Source organism: Pseudoalteromonas sp. BZB3 (assembly GCF_040104455.1).
Lineage (GTDB): Bacteria > Pseudomonadota > Gammaproteobacteria > Enterobacterales > Alteromonadaceae > Pseudoalteromonas.
This window is the reverse complement of the sequence record NZ_JBECOS010000008.1, coordinates 381,054-397,576: the sequence shown is the minus strand read 5'-3', so window position 1 is coordinate 397,576 and position 16,523 is coordinate 381,054. Positions and strand designations below refer to the sequence as shown.

16 protein-coding genes are annotated in these 16,523 nt (G+C 41.8%); 6 read left to right on the top strand and 10 right to left on the bottom strand.

Translation table 11 applies throughout. From position 1 onward, the window contains the following. Window positions 1-81 precede the first annotated feature (81 nt). The 6 genes from tyrA to ABMY35_RS07645 form a co-directional block, all read right to left on the bottom strand. Entirely contained in the window at window positions 82-1,218 is a 1,137-nt protein-coding gene (gene tyrA / locus ABMY35_RS07670) for a bifunctional chorismate mutase/prephenate dehydrogenase (RefSeq protein WP_349285652.1), read from the bottom strand. A gap of 197 nt (window positions 1,219-1,415) precedes the next feature. Beyond that, window positions 1,416-1,775, bottom strand: coding sequence for a 50S ribosomal protein L19 (gene rplS, locus ABMY35_RS07665; protein ID WP_058030692.1), 360 nt, complete (start codon window positions 1,773-1,775; stop codon window positions 1,416-1,418). A gap of 33 nt (window positions 1,776-1,808) precedes the next feature. After that, the gene (gene trmD, locus ABMY35_RS07660) at window positions 1,809-2,576 is read right to left on the bottom strand and encodes a tRNA (guanosine(37)-N1)-methyltransferase TrmD (protein WP_349285651.1); all 768 of its coding nucleotides are present in this window, start codon (window positions 2,574-2,576) and stop codon (window positions 1,809-1,811) included. Continuing rightward, window positions 2,577-3,110: a ribosome maturation factor RimM gene (gene rimM, locus ABMY35_RS07655; protein WP_058030694.1), complete on the bottom strand. Its 534-nt coding sequence runs from the start codon at window positions 3,108-3,110 to the stop codon at window positions 2,577-2,579. Between the two features lie 17 nt (window positions 3,111-3,127). Next, the gene (gene rpsP, locus ABMY35_RS07650; protein ID WP_058030695.1) at window positions 3,128-3,376 is read right to left on the bottom strand and encodes a 30S ribosomal protein S16; all 249 of its coding nucleotides are present in this window, start codon (window positions 3,374-3,376) and stop codon (window positions 3,128-3,130) included. Between the two features lie 234 nt (window positions 3,377-3,610). Next, window positions 3,611-5,728, bottom strand: a complete 2,118-nt coding sequence (locus tag ABMY35_RS07645) for a TonB-dependent hemoglobin/transferrin/lactoferrin family receptor (RefSeq protein ID WP_349285650.1) — start codon at window positions 5,726-5,728, stop codon at window positions 3,611-3,613. A gap of 225 nt (window positions 5,729-5,953) precedes the next feature. Between ABMY35_RS07645 and ABMY35_RS07640 the strand changes: the two genes are divergently transcribed. The 4 genes from ABMY35_RS07640 to ABMY35_RS07625 are packed head-to-tail and all read left to right on the top strand — an operon-like array spanning window position 5,954 to window position 9,338. Then, a complete protein-coding gene (locus ABMY35_RS07640) occupies window positions 5,954-6,772 on the top strand; it encodes an ABC transporter substrate-binding protein (protein ID WP_349285649.1) in 819 nt (272 codons plus the stop codon). Beyond that, a complete protein-coding gene (locus tag ABMY35_RS07635; RefSeq protein WP_349285648.1) occupies window positions 6,769-7,818 on the top strand; it encodes an iron ABC transporter permease in 1,050 nt (349 codons plus the stop codon). The genes ABMY35_RS07640 and ABMY35_RS07635 overlap by 4 nt, the downstream gene beginning before the upstream one ends. After that, window positions 7,811-8,608, top strand: coding sequence for a heme ABC transporter ATP-binding protein (locus ABMY35_RS07630; protein ID WP_349285647.1), 798 nt, complete (start codon window positions 7,811-7,813; stop codon window positions 8,606-8,608). Before ABMY35_RS07635 ends, ABMY35_RS07630 begins: the two co-directional genes overlap by 8 nt. Beyond that, complete coding sequence (locus tag ABMY35_RS07625) at window positions 8,601-9,338, top strand: DUF2470 domain-containing protein (protein ID WP_130255279.1); 738 nt, start codon at window positions 8,601-8,603, stop codon at window positions 9,336-9,338. Before ABMY35_RS07630 ends, ABMY35_RS07625 begins: the two co-directional genes overlap by 8 nt. Window positions 9,339-9,421: 83 nt before the next feature. On the opposite strand, the gene ffh is transcribed toward ABMY35_RS07625, so the two are convergent. Continuing rightward, on the bottom strand, window positions 9,422-10,798 hold the full coding sequence (gene ffh, locus ABMY35_RS07620; protein ID WP_058030699.1) for a signal recognition particle protein: 1,377 nt from the start codon (window positions 10,796-10,798) through the stop codon (window positions 9,422-9,424). Window positions 10,799-10,965: 167 nt separating this feature from the next. Between ffh and ccsA the strand changes: the two genes are divergently transcribed. Further along, window positions 10,966-11,772, top strand: a complete 807-nt coding sequence (ccsA, locus tag ABMY35_RS07615; protein ID WP_138567100.1) for a cytochrome c biogenesis protein CcsA — start codon at window positions 10,966-10,968, stop codon at window positions 11,770-11,772. 61 nt (window positions 11,773-11,833) lie between these two features. Further along, a complete protein-coding gene (locus tag ABMY35_RS07610; RefSeq protein WP_058030701.1) occupies window positions 11,834-13,102 on the top strand; it encodes an HlyC/CorC family transporter in 1,269 nt (422 codons plus the stop codon). A gap of 82 nt (window positions 13,103-13,184) precedes the next feature. On the opposite strand, the gene ABMY35_RS07605 is transcribed toward ABMY35_RS07610, so the two are convergent. From ABMY35_RS07605 to ABMY35_RS07595, 3 genes are all read right to left on the bottom strand, one after another. Further along, a complete protein-coding gene (locus ABMY35_RS07605; protein WP_349285746.1) occupies window positions 13,185-13,793 on the bottom strand; it encodes a transglycosylase SLT domain-containing protein in 609 nt (202 codons plus the stop codon). A 124-nt stretch (window positions 13,794-13,917) separates the two neighbouring features. Beyond that, window positions 13,918-15,495 (bottom strand): glutamate--cysteine ligase, encoded by a 1,578-nt coding sequence (gene gshA / locus ABMY35_RS07600; RefSeq protein WP_349285646.1) that lies wholly within the window; start codon window positions 15,493-15,495, stop codon window positions 13,918-13,920. Between the two features lie 71 nt (window positions 15,496-15,566). Next, window positions 15,567-16,505, bottom strand: a complete 939-nt coding sequence (locus ABMY35_RS07595; protein ID WP_349285645.1) for an NADP-dependent oxidoreductase — start codon at window positions 16,503-16,505, stop codon at window positions 15,567-15,569. Window positions 16,506-16,523 lie beyond the last annotated feature (18 nt).

Here is a 16,523-nt window from a genome sequence, read left to right as displayed (position 1 = left end):
CTATTAAGCTAACTGAAAAAGGCACTCATCTGAAGTGCCTTTTTTCATACCAATCTTTATTAAGAAGCGCTCATTTAAGCGCTATATATCTAATACCTTTGCATCATTCGCTTTATTAAGTAAACCACGACTTTGCTTTAAAAACTGCTCTGCACAGCCCGAGAAGTATTGTTTAGCCTCTGAGAACGAATCAATCAATGCCGCTTTGTCGCCCGCTTTAAGTTTATCCAGTGTCAATTCAAAAGTTTCTTGGTAACTCGCTAATAAGCCTTCAACATCATTGAATTGCGCTAACATAATGTCTGAATATAACTCTGGAGACTGAGCGAATAGCCTGCCAACCATCATCAATTCAAGCTGATAGATAGGTGAAGAACAGCTTCGAAGTTCTTCTAATGTATGGCATTGCTTCGCCAAAAACTGGCCATAGACGAACGTGGTTAAGTGACGCATCACCTGAATGATCTGCATGGCTTGGTCGTGCTTTTTCGCATCCATTTCGACTAGCTGGCAACCCCATACTTTTAGCTGCTCAAGTAGTCCTGAACATGCCTCAGACATTCGCCCTTCACAGACCACAACAGTTTGCTTTACCCAATGAGAAATATCAGGACCAAACATTGGGTGAAGGCCAACAACTGGACCTGTATGCTTATCCATAAGCACTTTCAAAGGCGCTTGCTTAACGGAGGTAATATCAACTAAGACACAGTCATCAGGTAAAGCTGGCAATGACGAAACCACTTCTTCTAAGGCATTGATTGGCACACTCACAAGCACCAATTTAGCCCCAGTTAATATTGTTTCGGCATCGGCTTGTTGCGCTCGGTCCAAAATACGAATCTCATACCCTGAGCGAGTAAGCTGCTTAGCGAATAACTGGCCCATCGCCCCTTCACCACCTACAATCACGACAGGAGATAACTCAGGCGCTTTACAGGCTAACTTACTTTGCTGATTTTCGTATGCTTCACGCATCATGCGCCTAAGCATATCTTCAACTAAATCTGGGTTTACGTTGTGCTCTTCAGCCTGCTGTCTTCTCGCTTCGATCAAAAGGCTTTCTCTGTCAGGGGCGTGTAAAGATGCACCTATCTCTTGTTTGATAGCACCGATTTGAGATGTTAATGCGTTGCGTTTAGCAAGAAGTTGTACGAGCTGACTGTCGCATTCATCAATGCCGGCTCGAAGTTGTGCTAATGTTTGCTCACCCGTCATAACTGTAAACTTTTATAAACACCAGTAAATAAATAATTACAACTAGTCTAACAGGATGGTATGACAGATAAAAGTGAAGGGATGAATTAAATTTAGACTATGACATCACAAAGTGCGATATAGTTTTTTTTGGCATATAAACCAAAACAGGCCACTCAAAGAGTGGCCTGTTTTTAAAGCGTAGTAAAACGCGCGTATTAGTTAAGTTTTTCTTTAATACGTGCTGATTTACCTGAACGCTCACGTAGGTAGTAAAGCTTAGCGCGACGAACTGCACCGCGACGCTTAACTGTGATGCTATCTACTAGTGGGCTGTGCGTTTGGAATACACGCTCAACACCTTCACCGCTCGAGATTTTACGAACTGTGAAAGCTGAGTGTAGACCACGGTTACGCTTAGCGATAACAACACCTTCAAAGGCCTGTAGACGCTCTTTGTTACCTTCTTTAACGCGTACCTGTACAACAACTGTATCACCAGCGCCGAACGCAGGTACGTCTTGCTTAAGCTGTTCAGCTTCAAGCTCTTTAATAATATTTTGGTTTACTTTTGCCATTTTATTTCTCACATTCCTAGGTGTAACTGTCTTCTAGCCACAAGCTTGTTCATGTTCTCGCTGAAATTCAGCAAGTAACATGGCTTGCTCCTCAGTCAGAGCTAGGTTACGCAACAAGTCAGGACGTCTAAGCCAAGTTCTGCCTAATGACTGCTTAAGCCGCCATTTGGCTATCTCTTTATGGTTTCCGCTGAGTAATACAGCAGGCACCTGCTTGCCATCCAATGTTTCTGGCCGTGTATAATGAGGACAATCTAACAAGCCATCCGAAAAGGAGTCTTGCTCAGCTGATTGGTTGTGACCTAAAACACCTGGCACCAAACGCGCAACTGCGTCGATTAGTGTCATGGCTGGTAGTTCACCACCACTGAGAATAAAATCGCCGATGGACCATTCTTCGTCTACATAAGACTCGATGATCCGCTCATCAATACCTTCATAACGACCCGCAACTAATATCAGTTTTTCTGATGCAGCTAATTCAGCTGCACCTTGCTGATCTAGTTTTCGCCCTTGAGGGGACATATAAATTACTTTGGCGCTTTCTCCTGCTGCCGCTTTGGCATCAAGAATAGCTTGTTTTAATGGGTTAACCATCATCAACATGCCCGGACCGCCACCATAAGGTCTGTCATCTACGGTTCTATGCTTATCAGTTGCATAGTCTCGTGGATTCCAACTGTTAAACTCGATTAAACCGTTTTTAACAGCGCGTCCCGTTACGCCTTGCTGGGTAATCGCATCAAACATTTCGGGAAACAGTGAAATAACACCGACCCATAATGGTTTTTGCTGGCTCATTTAAAAGCCTGGATCCCAGTCTACAGTAATTACTTTTTCTTCATGATTAACACCCTTGATAACTGAATCAGTTAAAAACGGAATTAATCGTTCTGATTGGCCAAACGCATCTTTTTTATTTGCTTTCACAACTAAAACGTCGTTTGAACCAGTCTCCATCAAGTCATCGACTGTGCCTAAGTTATAACCTTTATCAGTTACAACAGACATGCCGATAAGATCTCGCCAATAGAACTCACCTTCAGGGAGTTCAGGAAGCTGCGCTGAATCAACTGAGATTTCCACATTGGTCAAAGCCATTGCTTCGTCTCGGTCGTTTACTTGCGCAAACTTGGCGATAAAGCCCTTGTTGTGGCGACGCCAGTCACTCACTTCAAGAGATTGCCATTTACCTTGTTGCCCTATCAACCATGGGCTGAATTCGAAGATCCCTTGGGGATCATCAGTAAATGAATGCACCTTAAGCCAGCCCTTAATACCATAAGGGGCACCAAGCTTACCTACTACAATAATCGAGGTGTTTTCTTGACTCATGGTTACACTTACGCCTATTAAGCCGCTTTACGAGCGTCTTTAACTAACTTAGCTACGCGATCTGAAAGAGATGCGCCTTGACCTACCCAGTGTTCAACACGAGATAAATCTAAACGTAATTTCTCTTCTTGACCCGCAGCGATTGGGTTAAAGAAACCTACTTTCTCGATGAAACGACCGTCACGTGAGAAACGGCTATCCGCAACCACGATTTGATAGAATGGACGCTTTTTAGCGCCGCCACGTTGCAAACGAATAGTTACCATACCGTCCTCAATTAGTTGACTGTTTTCATTAATAAGATTTGCTTCCCAATTTGGGAAGCTGGGGAATTGTACGAGTTTTTTTCAACAATGCAAGTTTGTTTTGGATTTTATTCTCTTAGGCACCTTCCCTGTAATTGCTTGGTAGTTGAAAAGCTTAATAAATTTGTCATACAAACAAAAAAACGGATGTAAGAACTCACATCCGTTTTTTAAATCTAGTGACGAAGAGCAGCCTTAAAATGTCATTTTTGCATTGAGAGCAAAGTTTCTTCCCGGCTGCGTAAATTGTGTTAAATCAGCGTCTGCAGCTTGACCTGCAACACTTTCATAAGGGGTGTATGCTTTATCAAACAAATTGAATATGCCGGCATTCAACTTCACTACACCAAAGTCATAATCAGTAAATAAATCAACAGTCCCCCACCCTGACGTTTGAACCATGTCGTTGTTTGGTACCTTTGTCATACGCTTGGCAAACTTAAACGCACCTGTGACTGACCAATCGCCTTGTTCATAGCGGGCTTTCACAAAGCCATTTAGCGGACTAATTGAATTTAAGTACTCATTGGTTTCTTTATCTTTACCATTTATAAAAGTAAGGCCTGTATCAAATGAGACATTATCGTTAACCCACACTGTATAAGTTGTCTCAAGCCCTTTTATTTCGACCTCACTGATATTTTGATATTGGTAATACGTTTTTGGTGGCATGTTTGGAATGGTACTTGGCTCCACACGCACAACTTTATTGCCTATGAAGTCCTCGAATTTTGTATTGAACAAGGTAATAGTAAAACCATGTGATTCAAAATCACCTTTAACGCCAAACTCAACACTGTCACTGGTTTCAGGGTTTAGTTCTGAATTTGGTAAAATCTGGTAAAACGGTTCGACACCATGGCTTTGATATGCAAGGTCATGTGGTGGAATTTTAAAGCCTCGAGCGTATTGTGCAACAAGGTTAAGGTTGTCAGAAAAAGAATAAACTAAACCAAGTTTTGGTGATAACGCCGTTTCAGTAATATCAGAAAACTCAGCCCCCTCATACAAGGCATCTTTTTTCGGCGTCATGTCATATCTATCTACACGAATACCAGCATTAAGGTCTAAAGAATCAGGTATAAGCGTTATATTGTCCTGAACAAATATCCCGAGCATACTTGTATCTGCACCAGGGAAGGTTTTCTGCCCTTCTTTATCAAGTAGTTTGTTCCCTTGCGCATCAAGTCGTGTTTTATATCGTGGCCTAGCTGTCTCATAACTATCGTAATCGAAACCATAAACGAATTGGTGGTTTAACCCTGCTACTTCTAAGTTTTTATCCAGTACAACTCGAGCTCCCAAAATAGACTGCTCGAATCGATAGTCATTGTAATCAGTGTAAGGACCAGTTCTACTGCGACTGCCGTCATTTGCGCGTAGTTGGTCGCTCTTCTGCTCAAAATTGGTGTAATAGACTTGTGCCTTTAAATTATCGTAAAAAGCAGTCGCACTCGCGCTATCAAATGCTAAAGACACAGATAGGCTTTCATTCTGATCCGTTGTCTCATTAATTGTGGCTGCTATAACTTGCTTTGTTTCTTGGTCAAAAAAGTCAACCGTTGCCAATAAACGCTCTTTGTCTGAAATATCAAATTCTGATTTGATCAATACAGCATTCGAGGTGTAATCAAAGCCTGGCAGATTTTCTTGGTAGTTTTGCGCTTCTCTACCATCTCTTCTAGTTAATTGAATTGATGTCGCATTCATCTCACCTACTTTCTGAGCATACGTAGCTGAAAAACTCTTTTCAGAATTAACGCCATAATAACCCAACCCTAATTGCGCATATGCGGTGTCATTCGCCAAATAATCTGATGGGTCTTTAGTTGAGATAACAACAATACCGCCAAGCGCATCAGAACCATATAAAGAGGACGCGGCACCTTTGGCAACTTCAATTTGTTGAACATTATCGATATCAAAGTATCCACGACCAATAAGTAAGCCAGCTCCACCTACATAAGCATCGTTTACACGACGGCCATCTTTGATATATACCACACGGTTTCCGCCGATACCTCGAATATTGAGCGCTTGAGCTTCACCTGTAGAGCCCGATGTTGTAATCCCTGTTTGATACTTAAATGCGGTATTTAAGTCCACTGCCAACTCACGTTCAATTTCTTGTTCAGTAACGACATTCACTGAGCCCGCAACATCAACCAGTTTTTGCTCAATTCGAGAGCCTGATACAACAATAACTTCACTTTGCTTTTCAAACTGAGCTTCTTCAGCCGCAGTAATAAACGAACATGATGCAGTTAATACAGCTGCAGTAATACTGATCGAAATGGGTGTCTTCTTAAACATTTTTTTACCTCAAACAGGAAGAACGAATCAATTTCGAGAGCACTATAATCACATTTCAAATTAATCACAAATGATAATTGTTTTTATTATTATGTAGATTTTGAGAGTTCTGATAGGTATCATCAGCAAACGAGGATGAAATAACATAGAGGGATTTAGCAATTTGCTCATAAAGCCAAAGCTATGGCTATGAGTGCTATAAAAATTTATAGACAAGAGAAAACAATGAAACACATTATTTCTATTGGTTTACTGCTTTTAACCATTAGCTTTAATAGCTCAGCACAAAGAATTGTAACTGCAGGTGGCACCATCACAGATATAGTCTATGCACTTGGCGCTGGAGAGAAAGTGGTCGCTGTTGATACATCAAGTACTTGGCCACCTAAAGCAGTTGCTCTACCTAAAGTAGGCTACTATCGAGATCTGGCTGCCGAAGGCGTTTTATCAAAACAGCCAACAATTATACTGGCCTTAGAAGGCACAGGTCGCCCCGAAGTACTTACGCAATTAAAGAGTACTGGTGTTGCACTTAAGCTTTATCACAAACCTAAGCATGTAGATGGGCTTTTTCAATTAATCAATCAAGTCGCCGCTGATTTAAACCAACAAGAAAGCGCGCAAAAGCTTATCGCACAACTAAAAAAAGCATTGCCAGCCAAAGCCCCCATTTCTGAATCTAAAGCATTATTTATTCTTTCAGCTGGTGAGCGAGGGTTAATGGTCGCAGGCAAAGAAACGGTGCCTGATTTACTTTTTAGTTATACAGGCGTGCGTAACCTCGCTCAACATAAGGGCTTTAAACCTTTTAACCGCGAATCTTTAGTAGTGAGTAACCCTGATTTCTTGGTGGCACCTAGCCATGTTGTAAATGGCGCGGGCGGCGCTGAAAAGTTTTGCCAACAGGCTGCACTTGCGTTAATTCCAGCAGCAAAAGCATGTCGGCTACTTATTATGGACTCCTTAATGGCACTGGGTATGACAACACGCTTACCAGAAGCTATCGCAACATTAAATGAATTTCACCTTAAAAATGTACTATGACCACTCTTGCGCTTCCTACACTTCACTCTAACCAGCACTTAAAGTGGTATTGGCTCAGTGCCATCTCACTCTTTTTCTTGGCTTGGCTTTCATTAAGCACAGGACCAGTGGGTTGGGATTGGAAAATGCCAATTGCATGGTTAATGCCTGATAGTTTTGTAACCGACATCAACACATTACAACTTAGCGTAGTATCGCAAATTCGCTTGCCAAGGCTTGTTCTGGCCATTCTGATCGGCTCGGTTTTAGCTTGCAGTGGGGCCGCTACGCAAGCCTTATGTAGAAACCCACTCGCAGATCCGAGTTTAATGGGGGTGACTGGCGGTGCGGCTGTCGCAGCGATTGCCGTCATTGCACTCGCACCAAAGGTCAGTTTCATTAATGAAGCCATGATTGCACCAGCTGCATTTGTCGGGGCGTTGACGATTACCAGTATTATTTACCGCCTGGCAAACCACCAAGGACAAGTACAAATAACAACCCTATTACTCGCCGGCGTTGCCATCAATGCGATAGCCATGGCGATAATTGGACTCTTTAGTTTCTTTGCCGATGACAGTGCACTGCGTTTGATGACGTATTGGCAAATGGGTTCTCTGGGTGGTGCGAGCTGGTCAGCCATTACCTATGGTGCACCACTTATAATAGTGAGCACACTCTGTTTACTTATGAAAAAAAGACAAATTAATGCCCTTATGCTGGGCGAACGTGACGCAAGACATTTGGGCGTCAATGTAAAACGTCTGAAAACAGAAGTCGTCTTTTTCATAGCACTCGGCGTTGGCGGTGCTGTTGCTATGGGTGGCATGATTGGTTTTGTTGGTCTGGTAGTGCCGCATATCGCAAGACTACTAGTTGGTCCTGATCTAAGAAAAATGCTGCCACTGAGTATGCTGCTGGGTTGTTTGTTAATGCTACTGGCTGATTGGATAGCACGCTTAATTGTTGCCCCGTCTGAATTACCAATCGGCATTGTGACCGCATTATTTGGCGCACCTTTTTTTATCTACCAATTAATTAAACAAAAACGAGGTATGCATGCTTGAATGTCATAACCTTAATATTAAACGCGGCAATAAGCATATTATTAAGAATTTGTCGTTTAACGCAAAGCAAGGCGAATTTATTGTATTACTGGGTGAAAATGGCGCAGGAAAATCAACACTGTTGAGTGCAATTTGTGATGATTTATCTTTTACAGGTCAGGTGACCTTTTACAATCAGCTGTTATCTGACTTTGACCCAAATACGTTGGCAAAACAAAGAGCGATGCTATTGCAAAATAATCGCGTCAATTTCGCGTTCAGTGCAGCCGAATTGATTGCCATGGGCCGCTACCCGTATCAAGAAAGTACCAAAGAGCAGGCCTACACCGTAAGTCAAATCATTGAGATGCTCTCATTGGCTCATTTAGCAAATAGAGATGTCACTGTTTTATCGGGTGGAGAGTTTCAACGGGTGCAATTTGCACGATGCTTGGCGCAACTCAATGCACATAAAACGGATACCAAAGGCAAACTCATGTTGCTTGACGAACCGACCTCTGCATTAGATTTACACCATCAACATTGTACGTTAGGTATAGCGAAAGCGTTTGCACAGCAAGGTAATACCGTCATTGCTGTATTGCATGACTTAAACCTTGCGTCATTATATGCGGATAGGGTTTTATTACTGCACGATGGATATATCCATCAAGATGGTAGTCCGCAACATGTCCTTAAAACAGACATACTACAACCTATATATAGAGCTGGCATGCAAATTAACCAACATCCCAGCTTTTCAATTCCTATGATTTTTTCAGAACCTCTTACAGGAGCCCAAAATGCGTGAACAGGCAGCTTTTGAAGCACGCACTTTAGTCAGACAGTCACATGTTTGTGTGATCTCAACAATTTCAAAAAACCTGCAAGGTTATCCTTTTGGGTCTGTGTCGCCATTCATGACAGACAATCAAGGTAGACTTATTTTTTATATTGCAGGGATTGCGCAACACTCACGAAACTTGAGTGAAGACAGTAGAATGTGTGCCACTGTATTTGATGCTGCAGAACAAGGTGATCAGAATGCTCATGCCCGCGTTACGGTGGTCGGTGATGCAGCCCCAGTACCAATAGAAGAATCTGAATTGCTACTGGCGAGATACGAGCGACAATATCCAGAAGCCATATCGTACCGACAAGCCCATGATTTTCAGCTTTGGAGAATGGAAGTTAAGCGTGTTCGCTACATCGGGGGTTTTGGCCATATCTTCTGGATTGAACAAAATGAATGGCAACTAGAAGCGCCACAATTTTCGCTTGAAGACGAAGCTCGTATGGTTGAGCACATGAATGAAGATCATCGCGATGCTAATCAACTCATTCTTAAGCTCATGCATAATATTGAAGCCGATGATGTTGCGATGACAACGCTCGTATCGGATGGCTGTTATCTAAGAGCTAATGAGAAAAACTATTTCATTCAATTTGAAACACCATGTCATGATGGTATGTCAGTGCGTAAAGAGCTAGTGAGATTAACAAAAGCAGCAAGATCACAAGCAGAAGCTGTAAGCGCCTAGTTAGCGTCCTGTAAACTTAACACAAAAAAAGGAAGCGCCTCTCGGTTGCTTCCTTTTTTAATTTATAATTTGCAAATTATAAATTAAAACTTAGGGCCACCACCCATCATGCCTGGTGGCATCATGTTTTTCATGTTGCGCATCATTTTCATCATGCCGCCTTTGCCCTTCATCTTCTTCATCATCTTTTGCATCTGGGTAAATTGCTTAAGCAGTTTATTGACGTCTTGTACCTGAGTACCAGAACCGGCTGCAATACGCTTTTTACGAGACCCTTTGATTAAGTCAGGACGAGCACGCTCTTTCGGTGTCATTGAGTTGATGATTGCTTCCATTTGATTGAAAGTTTTGTCACCCACCTGATCTTTCACTGCATCTGGTAGGTTAGACATACCAGGTAGCTTATCAAGCATCCCCATCATGCCACCCATGTTTTTCATTTGACGCAGTTGTTCTGCAAAATCTTCTAGCGTGAAGCCGTCACCTTTAAAGACCTTTTCAGCAACTTTTGCTGCTTTGTCTTTATCGACTTTCATTTCAACTTCTTCGATTAATGAAAGTACGTCACCCATGCCTAAAATACGCGAAGCAACACGATCTGGGTGGAAAGGTTCTAGTGCATCAGTGCGCTCACCAACACCGATAAATTTAATAGGCTTACCCGTGATATGACGAATTGATAATGCAGCACCACCACGCGCATCACCATCGGTCTTAGTCAGAATAACACCAGTTAGTGGTAACGCTTCGTCAAACGCTTTTGCAGTATTCGCAGCATCTTGACCCGTCATAGAGTCAACAACGAATAAGGTTTCAACTGGGTTAATTGCTGCATGAAGATCTTTGATCTCGTCCATCATGTCGCTATCTACATGCAAACGACCTGCTGTATCGACAATTACAACATCAATGAATTTCTTCTTCGCATGGCTTATCGCATTGGTAGCGATGTCAACTGGCTTCTGTGAAATATCACTTGGGAAAAACTCAACATCCACTTCGTTAGCTAGCGTCTCAAGCTGTTTAATCGCCGCAGGACGATAAACGTCCGCACTCACCACAAGTACAGATTTCTTTTTACGCTCTTTTAAGAACTTAGACAGTTTACCAACACTGGTGGTTTTACCCGCACCTTGTAAACCCGCCATCATTAATACCGCTGGCGGCTGCGCAGCTAAGTTAAGCTCTTCATTAGCTTCACCCATGGCTTTTTCAAGTTCTTCACGCACTATTTTGATGAAGACTTGACCCGGGCTTAAGCTCTTCGTTACTTCAACACCAACCGCACGTTCCTTTACTTGTTTAACAAACTCACGAACAACCGGTAATGCAACATCAGCCTCAAGCAGTGCCATACGCACTTCACGGAGGGTTTCTTTAATATTGTCTTCGGTAAGTCGGCCGCGGCCACTGATGTTTTTTAACGTTTTACCTAAGCGTTCTTGGAGATTTTCAAACATGTATTAGGTTCCAATAAATCGTAATTGTGCGCATTATACTGATATGCAGGCGAGTAATACAGTATTCAAGTAAAGACAAAGTTTCTTTTTATAACCTCTTTGCAAGAACGGTGGCATAAAATACAATAGCCTGTAACAAGGATACTAACATCTGGACTACATTTAACATGTTGATCATTAGCCTGTCTTTACTTGCCAGCCTTTTATATGTTCTAGCAACAGGGCATGTACTGTCACGCCTATTTCATAAAGAAGGGCCGAGCCAAAAGCTAACGGTTCTACTCAGTACAGGCGCTATATTGGCGCATATGTTAGTGTTAGTAAATTCAGTTTTTACCCATGATGGGCAAGATTTAAGTACGGTTAATGTCGCGATGTTAACTTGCTGGGTGATTGTCGTGAGCGTCACGACTGTATCATTAAAATTCCCCGCTACTCTGTTGCTCCCGGTAGTCTACGGCTTTGCTGCTATTTTATTAATCGCCAGTTTATTTATCCCACACCATATTATTATACAAAGCATTAACGTGGACTTAGGACTTGTTATACATATTTCTCTTTCACTACTTGCTTACTGTATTTTGATTATTGCTACACTCTATGCTGTGCAATTCTTCTATATAGACAAACGCCTTAAAGAAAAAGACCTTGCTATTATGAACAGTCATCTACCGCCACTTATGTTGGTTGAAAGACAACTTTACCAACTGCTTACTGTTGGTACTGGTATTTTTACATTGGCACTCATGTCTGGATTTATCTTTCTGGAAGGTATGTTTGCTAAAGAAGTCATCCACAAAACCGTGCTGTCTATTATCGCTTGGTTAGTTTTTGCAACTGTAACGATTGGTCATCACCGCTTTGGCTGGCGTGGTAAACCTGTGGTTTTTGCAATTTTAGGCGCCTCAGGTTTAGTCACATTGGCCTACTTTGGTAGCAGATTCATACAAGAAGTGATTCTAGTAAAGTTTTAACTTGACTCAGTACTTTCAGTAACGCTTAATACCTATTCAATATTAGAAAAGGGATCCTCTTTTGGACGACATATCAACCGGTACGCTCTTTGCGATTTTGGGCTTACTTATTTTGCTCTCGGCTTATTTCTCAAGCTCAGAGACTGGCATGATGTCGATAAACAAATATCGACTAAGACACTTAGAAAAAGAAAATCATAAAGGTGCGAAGCGTGTAAGTAGCTTACTACAGCGTCCTGATAGATTAATTGGTGTCATCCTAATTGGTAATAACCTCGTTAATATTGCAGCCGCTACAGTTGCTGCCATTATTACAGAAAGGTACTTCGGTGATGTTTGGGGTCCTCTTGTTAATACGATAGCGCTCACATTCGTAATTCTCATCTTTGCTGAAGTCACTCCCAAAACACTCGCGGCATTACATCCAGAAAAAGTTGCCTTTCCAAGCTCTGTAATATTGAAAGGTCTCTTGAAGCTGATGTTCCCATTTGTAATTGGATTAAACTGGATCACCAATGGTATTCTTAAGCTGTTTGGTATTTCAAACCAAGACATTGAAGAGCACAGTTTAAGTAAAGAAGAGCTTAAGACCGTGGTAAATGAGTCCAGTGCATTACTGCCTAGCAACCACCAAAACATGCTGACGTCTATTCTCGATTTAGATCATGTCACGGTTGAAGACATCATGATCCCACGAAACGAAATTAATGCCATTGACATTAATGACGATTGGAAAGACATCGCCAAACATTTAACCAACGCTCAACATACTCGCGTATTGCTGTATCGTGACCAGATTGACGATGCTGTTGGCTTTATTCACTCTCGAGATGCGCTTCGACTGCTAACAAAAGAGCAGTTCGATAAACCGTCTCTTTTACGTGCAGTGCGTGAAATTTACTATATTCCTGAAGGCACCTCATTAAATACTCAGCTTTTAAAATTTCAACAAAGCAAAGAGCGTATTGGTTTGGTTGTGGATGAATACGGTGACATTCAGGGCTTGGTCACACTTGAAGACATTCTTGAAGATGTTGTGGGTGATTTCACAACAACACAAACTCGTGCAGCGAGCGAAGAAGTTGACGTACAGTCTGATGGCTCTGTATTGGTTGATGGTACGGCCAATATCCGTGAAATTAACAAAGAAATGGAATGGGAACTACCAACAGAAGGCCCTAAAACTTTAAGTGGCTTAATTGTTGAGTATTTAGAAGACATTCCTCAGAAACCTCTAGGAATGAGGATTGCAGGCTACCCGATTGAAATTATCGAAATCAAAGAAAACATGATAAAACAGGTTAAGGTGTTTCCTGAGAAAAGAAAGTAACAACTTTGACTTTATAAGTTTTCAATATTAAAAAAAGCCGCGTTTGCGGCTTTTTTTAATACAACAAAACCAGTAAAAAAATTTAGCTAAATAGCCTTTCAAACCAAGATTTATCTAATTCAGCTTCACATCTTTTTAATTGCGCACCATAGCGTCCAGCACGATGCTTCACTTTATTTGCTACGGCCATGAGCCATTTTTTATTGCGGTAAGTGCCACGCTTATATCCGCCCCATCCTTCGTGATAATTAAGATACTGGGCATAGGCATCCCATTTAGAAATACCATTCACTTTGTGGGTTTTATTAACAAACCAAGCCATAAAATCTATGGCATCTTCGAAATCGTCTCTGTCAGCGCCTGAATTACCTGTTTCGCGAATATAGTCTTGCCATGTAGGTGTTTTAGCTTGTGAGTAACCATAGGCAGAACTTGCTCGACCAATTGGAATAAACCCTAAAAAATACTCCATCGGTGGCGCTGCATCGTGTCTAAACGAGCTTTCTTGATACATCATTGCCATTAACACATGTTTAGGCGACCCCCATTTATCTTGAGCATCACGCGCATCATAATACCAGTCTTCTTTTTCTTCGAAGATCTTACAAATATTATCAGGTTGTTTAGGAGGCGCCGTTGCGCAACCGCTCAAAACCGCGGCGAAAGATAGGGTAAGAAAACTTTTTTTAATCTTTTTCATTTTTTGGTGAACTTATTTAAATTCTATAAGTCAGAGCATATGAATACAGTGGTTTAGCATTGTTTCATCCCTGATTTAATATTTGCGCAGCTAATTTAGCTGCGCTTTTTTTTGCCTAGGCGTTAGCAAAATAATCATCTAAGAACGCCACAAAAGTCAAATCATCTTCTGCAACTTTTTGCTCCTGTGCTTCGTGAGAAGCGACTGCATCAGCATCGAGACTTGAGTTTGAGTAGGTTACAAATGTCTGAGACTGATGCGCTAACTTATACTCATTCGCCAACTCAATTGCATAGCTACCGCCATCTTGTTGGTTTTGTTTAAGCTGAGATAAGAACTGACCTGATAGTGTCTTATTCGGTTCAGAAATGCATTCACGCCATAATCTGATTGCACTCAGGTACACGTTTGAGCTATTTGCTTTGTCCATATACTGAGCCACATGCACTAACTCTGCAAAAATCTCGTCTGCCCATGTTTGCAAAGAAACAGGCGAACCGTCACGTTGCAGCTCAAGGTCCGACTTACGGCCGGAATTCACCACAGCTTGTAAATTGTCTTCTGTTGACCTTTGATCTTCACAGCTTAATGCTGGCGCGTCTTTAAGCAGACAATAAGTTAAAAACACATCTAAGAAATGGATTTGCTCTAGACTGATCCCAGTCTGTGAAAAAGGATTAACATCTAAAGCGCGGATCTCGACATATTCAATGCCTGCTCTTGCTAAAGCTTGAGTCGGAGTCTCACCGCTTTGTGCATTACGCTTTGGTCTGATCGGCGAGTAGAACTCATTTTCGATTTGCAGAATGTTTTTATTTAGCTGCTGCGGCGTTTCTGCTTTATAGTCAGCTAAATTACCATACAAGTCAGAGTGACAGCCAATTGCTTCGCGTAAGCCCACAATATACTCATCTAAATTGTTATACGTGACTTTTAAAGACGATTGAGCACTGTTGGTATACCCTAAATCACCTAGTCGTAATGCTGTGCCATACTCTAAGTAAAGCGTGCCTTCACCCAAAGTCTTAAACGCAAGGTCACTTTTATTGCCTTGCAAGAATGATTTACACAGTGCTGGGGAAGCGCCAAACAGGTAACTGATTAACCATAGCTCACGTTTAAAGTTTCGAATAAGGCCTAGATATTTCTCTGAAATAAAAGCTTGTTTCTCAGCTGTGCTTTGCTCAATTTTTTGTAAGCTGTCCCACAAGGTATCTGGGAAGGAAATATTAAAGTGAACACCGGCAATAGCCTGCATCATGCTACCGTAACGGTTTTTTAGACCTTCACGATACAGGGTTTTCATTTTACCTATGTTCGACTCACCAAAATATGCCAAGGCAATGTCATCTTGATTTTCGATGAAGCAAGGCATACTCATAGGCCACAAGAGCTCATCGCCCATTTTACTCAAGGTGTATTTCTGTAAATCTTGCAGTTGCGCTAACGTCTCTTTAGGGTCTTCACTGACTGGGGTAATAAACTCGAGTAATGATTCTGAAAAGTCAGTGGTGATATGCGAGTTCGTTAATGGATGCCCAGCGTCTTGTGGATGAGGCGTTTTGGCAATAGAGCCATTCGGGTTGATCCTTAATGCTTCTCGCTCAATACCACGCTTGATGCCCTTAATAGCTTGCTGGTGTTCTGCTGTAGAGAGTGCTTCTAAGCGAGTCTTTAATTCTGGTGTATTCAAAAAATTATCCTCAAGCCAATAGGCAATGTTCAATCAATGGGGGCACATCCCCAATACTCAAGCAATATTTATTAACTATGACTAATAATTATCTTGCCAGCATGCTGCCCCGCTTCCATGTATTCGTGCGCTTGCTGAATATCTTTAAGCGTAAAAGTCGAATCGACATGGATAAATAAATCGCCACCACGATACGCAGTCACCAATTCATTTAGATCAGCTTTATTCTTTGCTACCACAATACCGGAGACCGTTATGTCACTTTGCTGTGCTGCTGCAACGATCTGCTGTGCACTGATGGTGGGTACAGTCACCACTTCACTGCCTGAGTTTAAATTCGCGACTATTCTTTCGCCGATTTCACCACCGACTAAATCGAGTAGCTGTGCTTGGCGCTTTTGAGAAAAGAATGTCTCATAATCAACAACCTTTACAGCTAACTTTTGTAACAGTTGATGTGAAGGGCGATTACTTACTGCAATCACTTTTTTACCATGTATTTGAGCCAGTTGGATTGCTAAATGACCCACACCACCAGTAGGTGCATTAATGTAAAGGGTTGATTGTGAGCTTGAAAACTTTTTCAGAGCCTGTATTGCGGTTAAACCTGCTAAACATAGACCTGCGACTTCTGATTTTTGTTGCACATCAAATGCAATTAATTCGTTTGCTTCAGCAATCACATAATCAGCGTAACAGCCCGGCTGTTTGGCAAACCCCACCATACCTGCGACAAATTGACCCACTTGCAGCTCAGTGACTTGAGCGCCACACTGCTCAACAACACCGTATACGTCATAACCTAAAGATAAAAATTCATCAGCTTCTTTTGCTTGAGCAACAAAACCTAAACCTGCACGCGTTTTCAAATCGATAGGGTTAATTGCACTGCTATGCACTTTAATAAGCACTTGAGTGTCATTTAACTCAGGTAGAACACATGTTTTTGCCTGAATTTTATCCGCAGCACCGAACTCATCTATTCCATATTTTATTGCTTGCACAGGCATACTATATTCCTACTATTA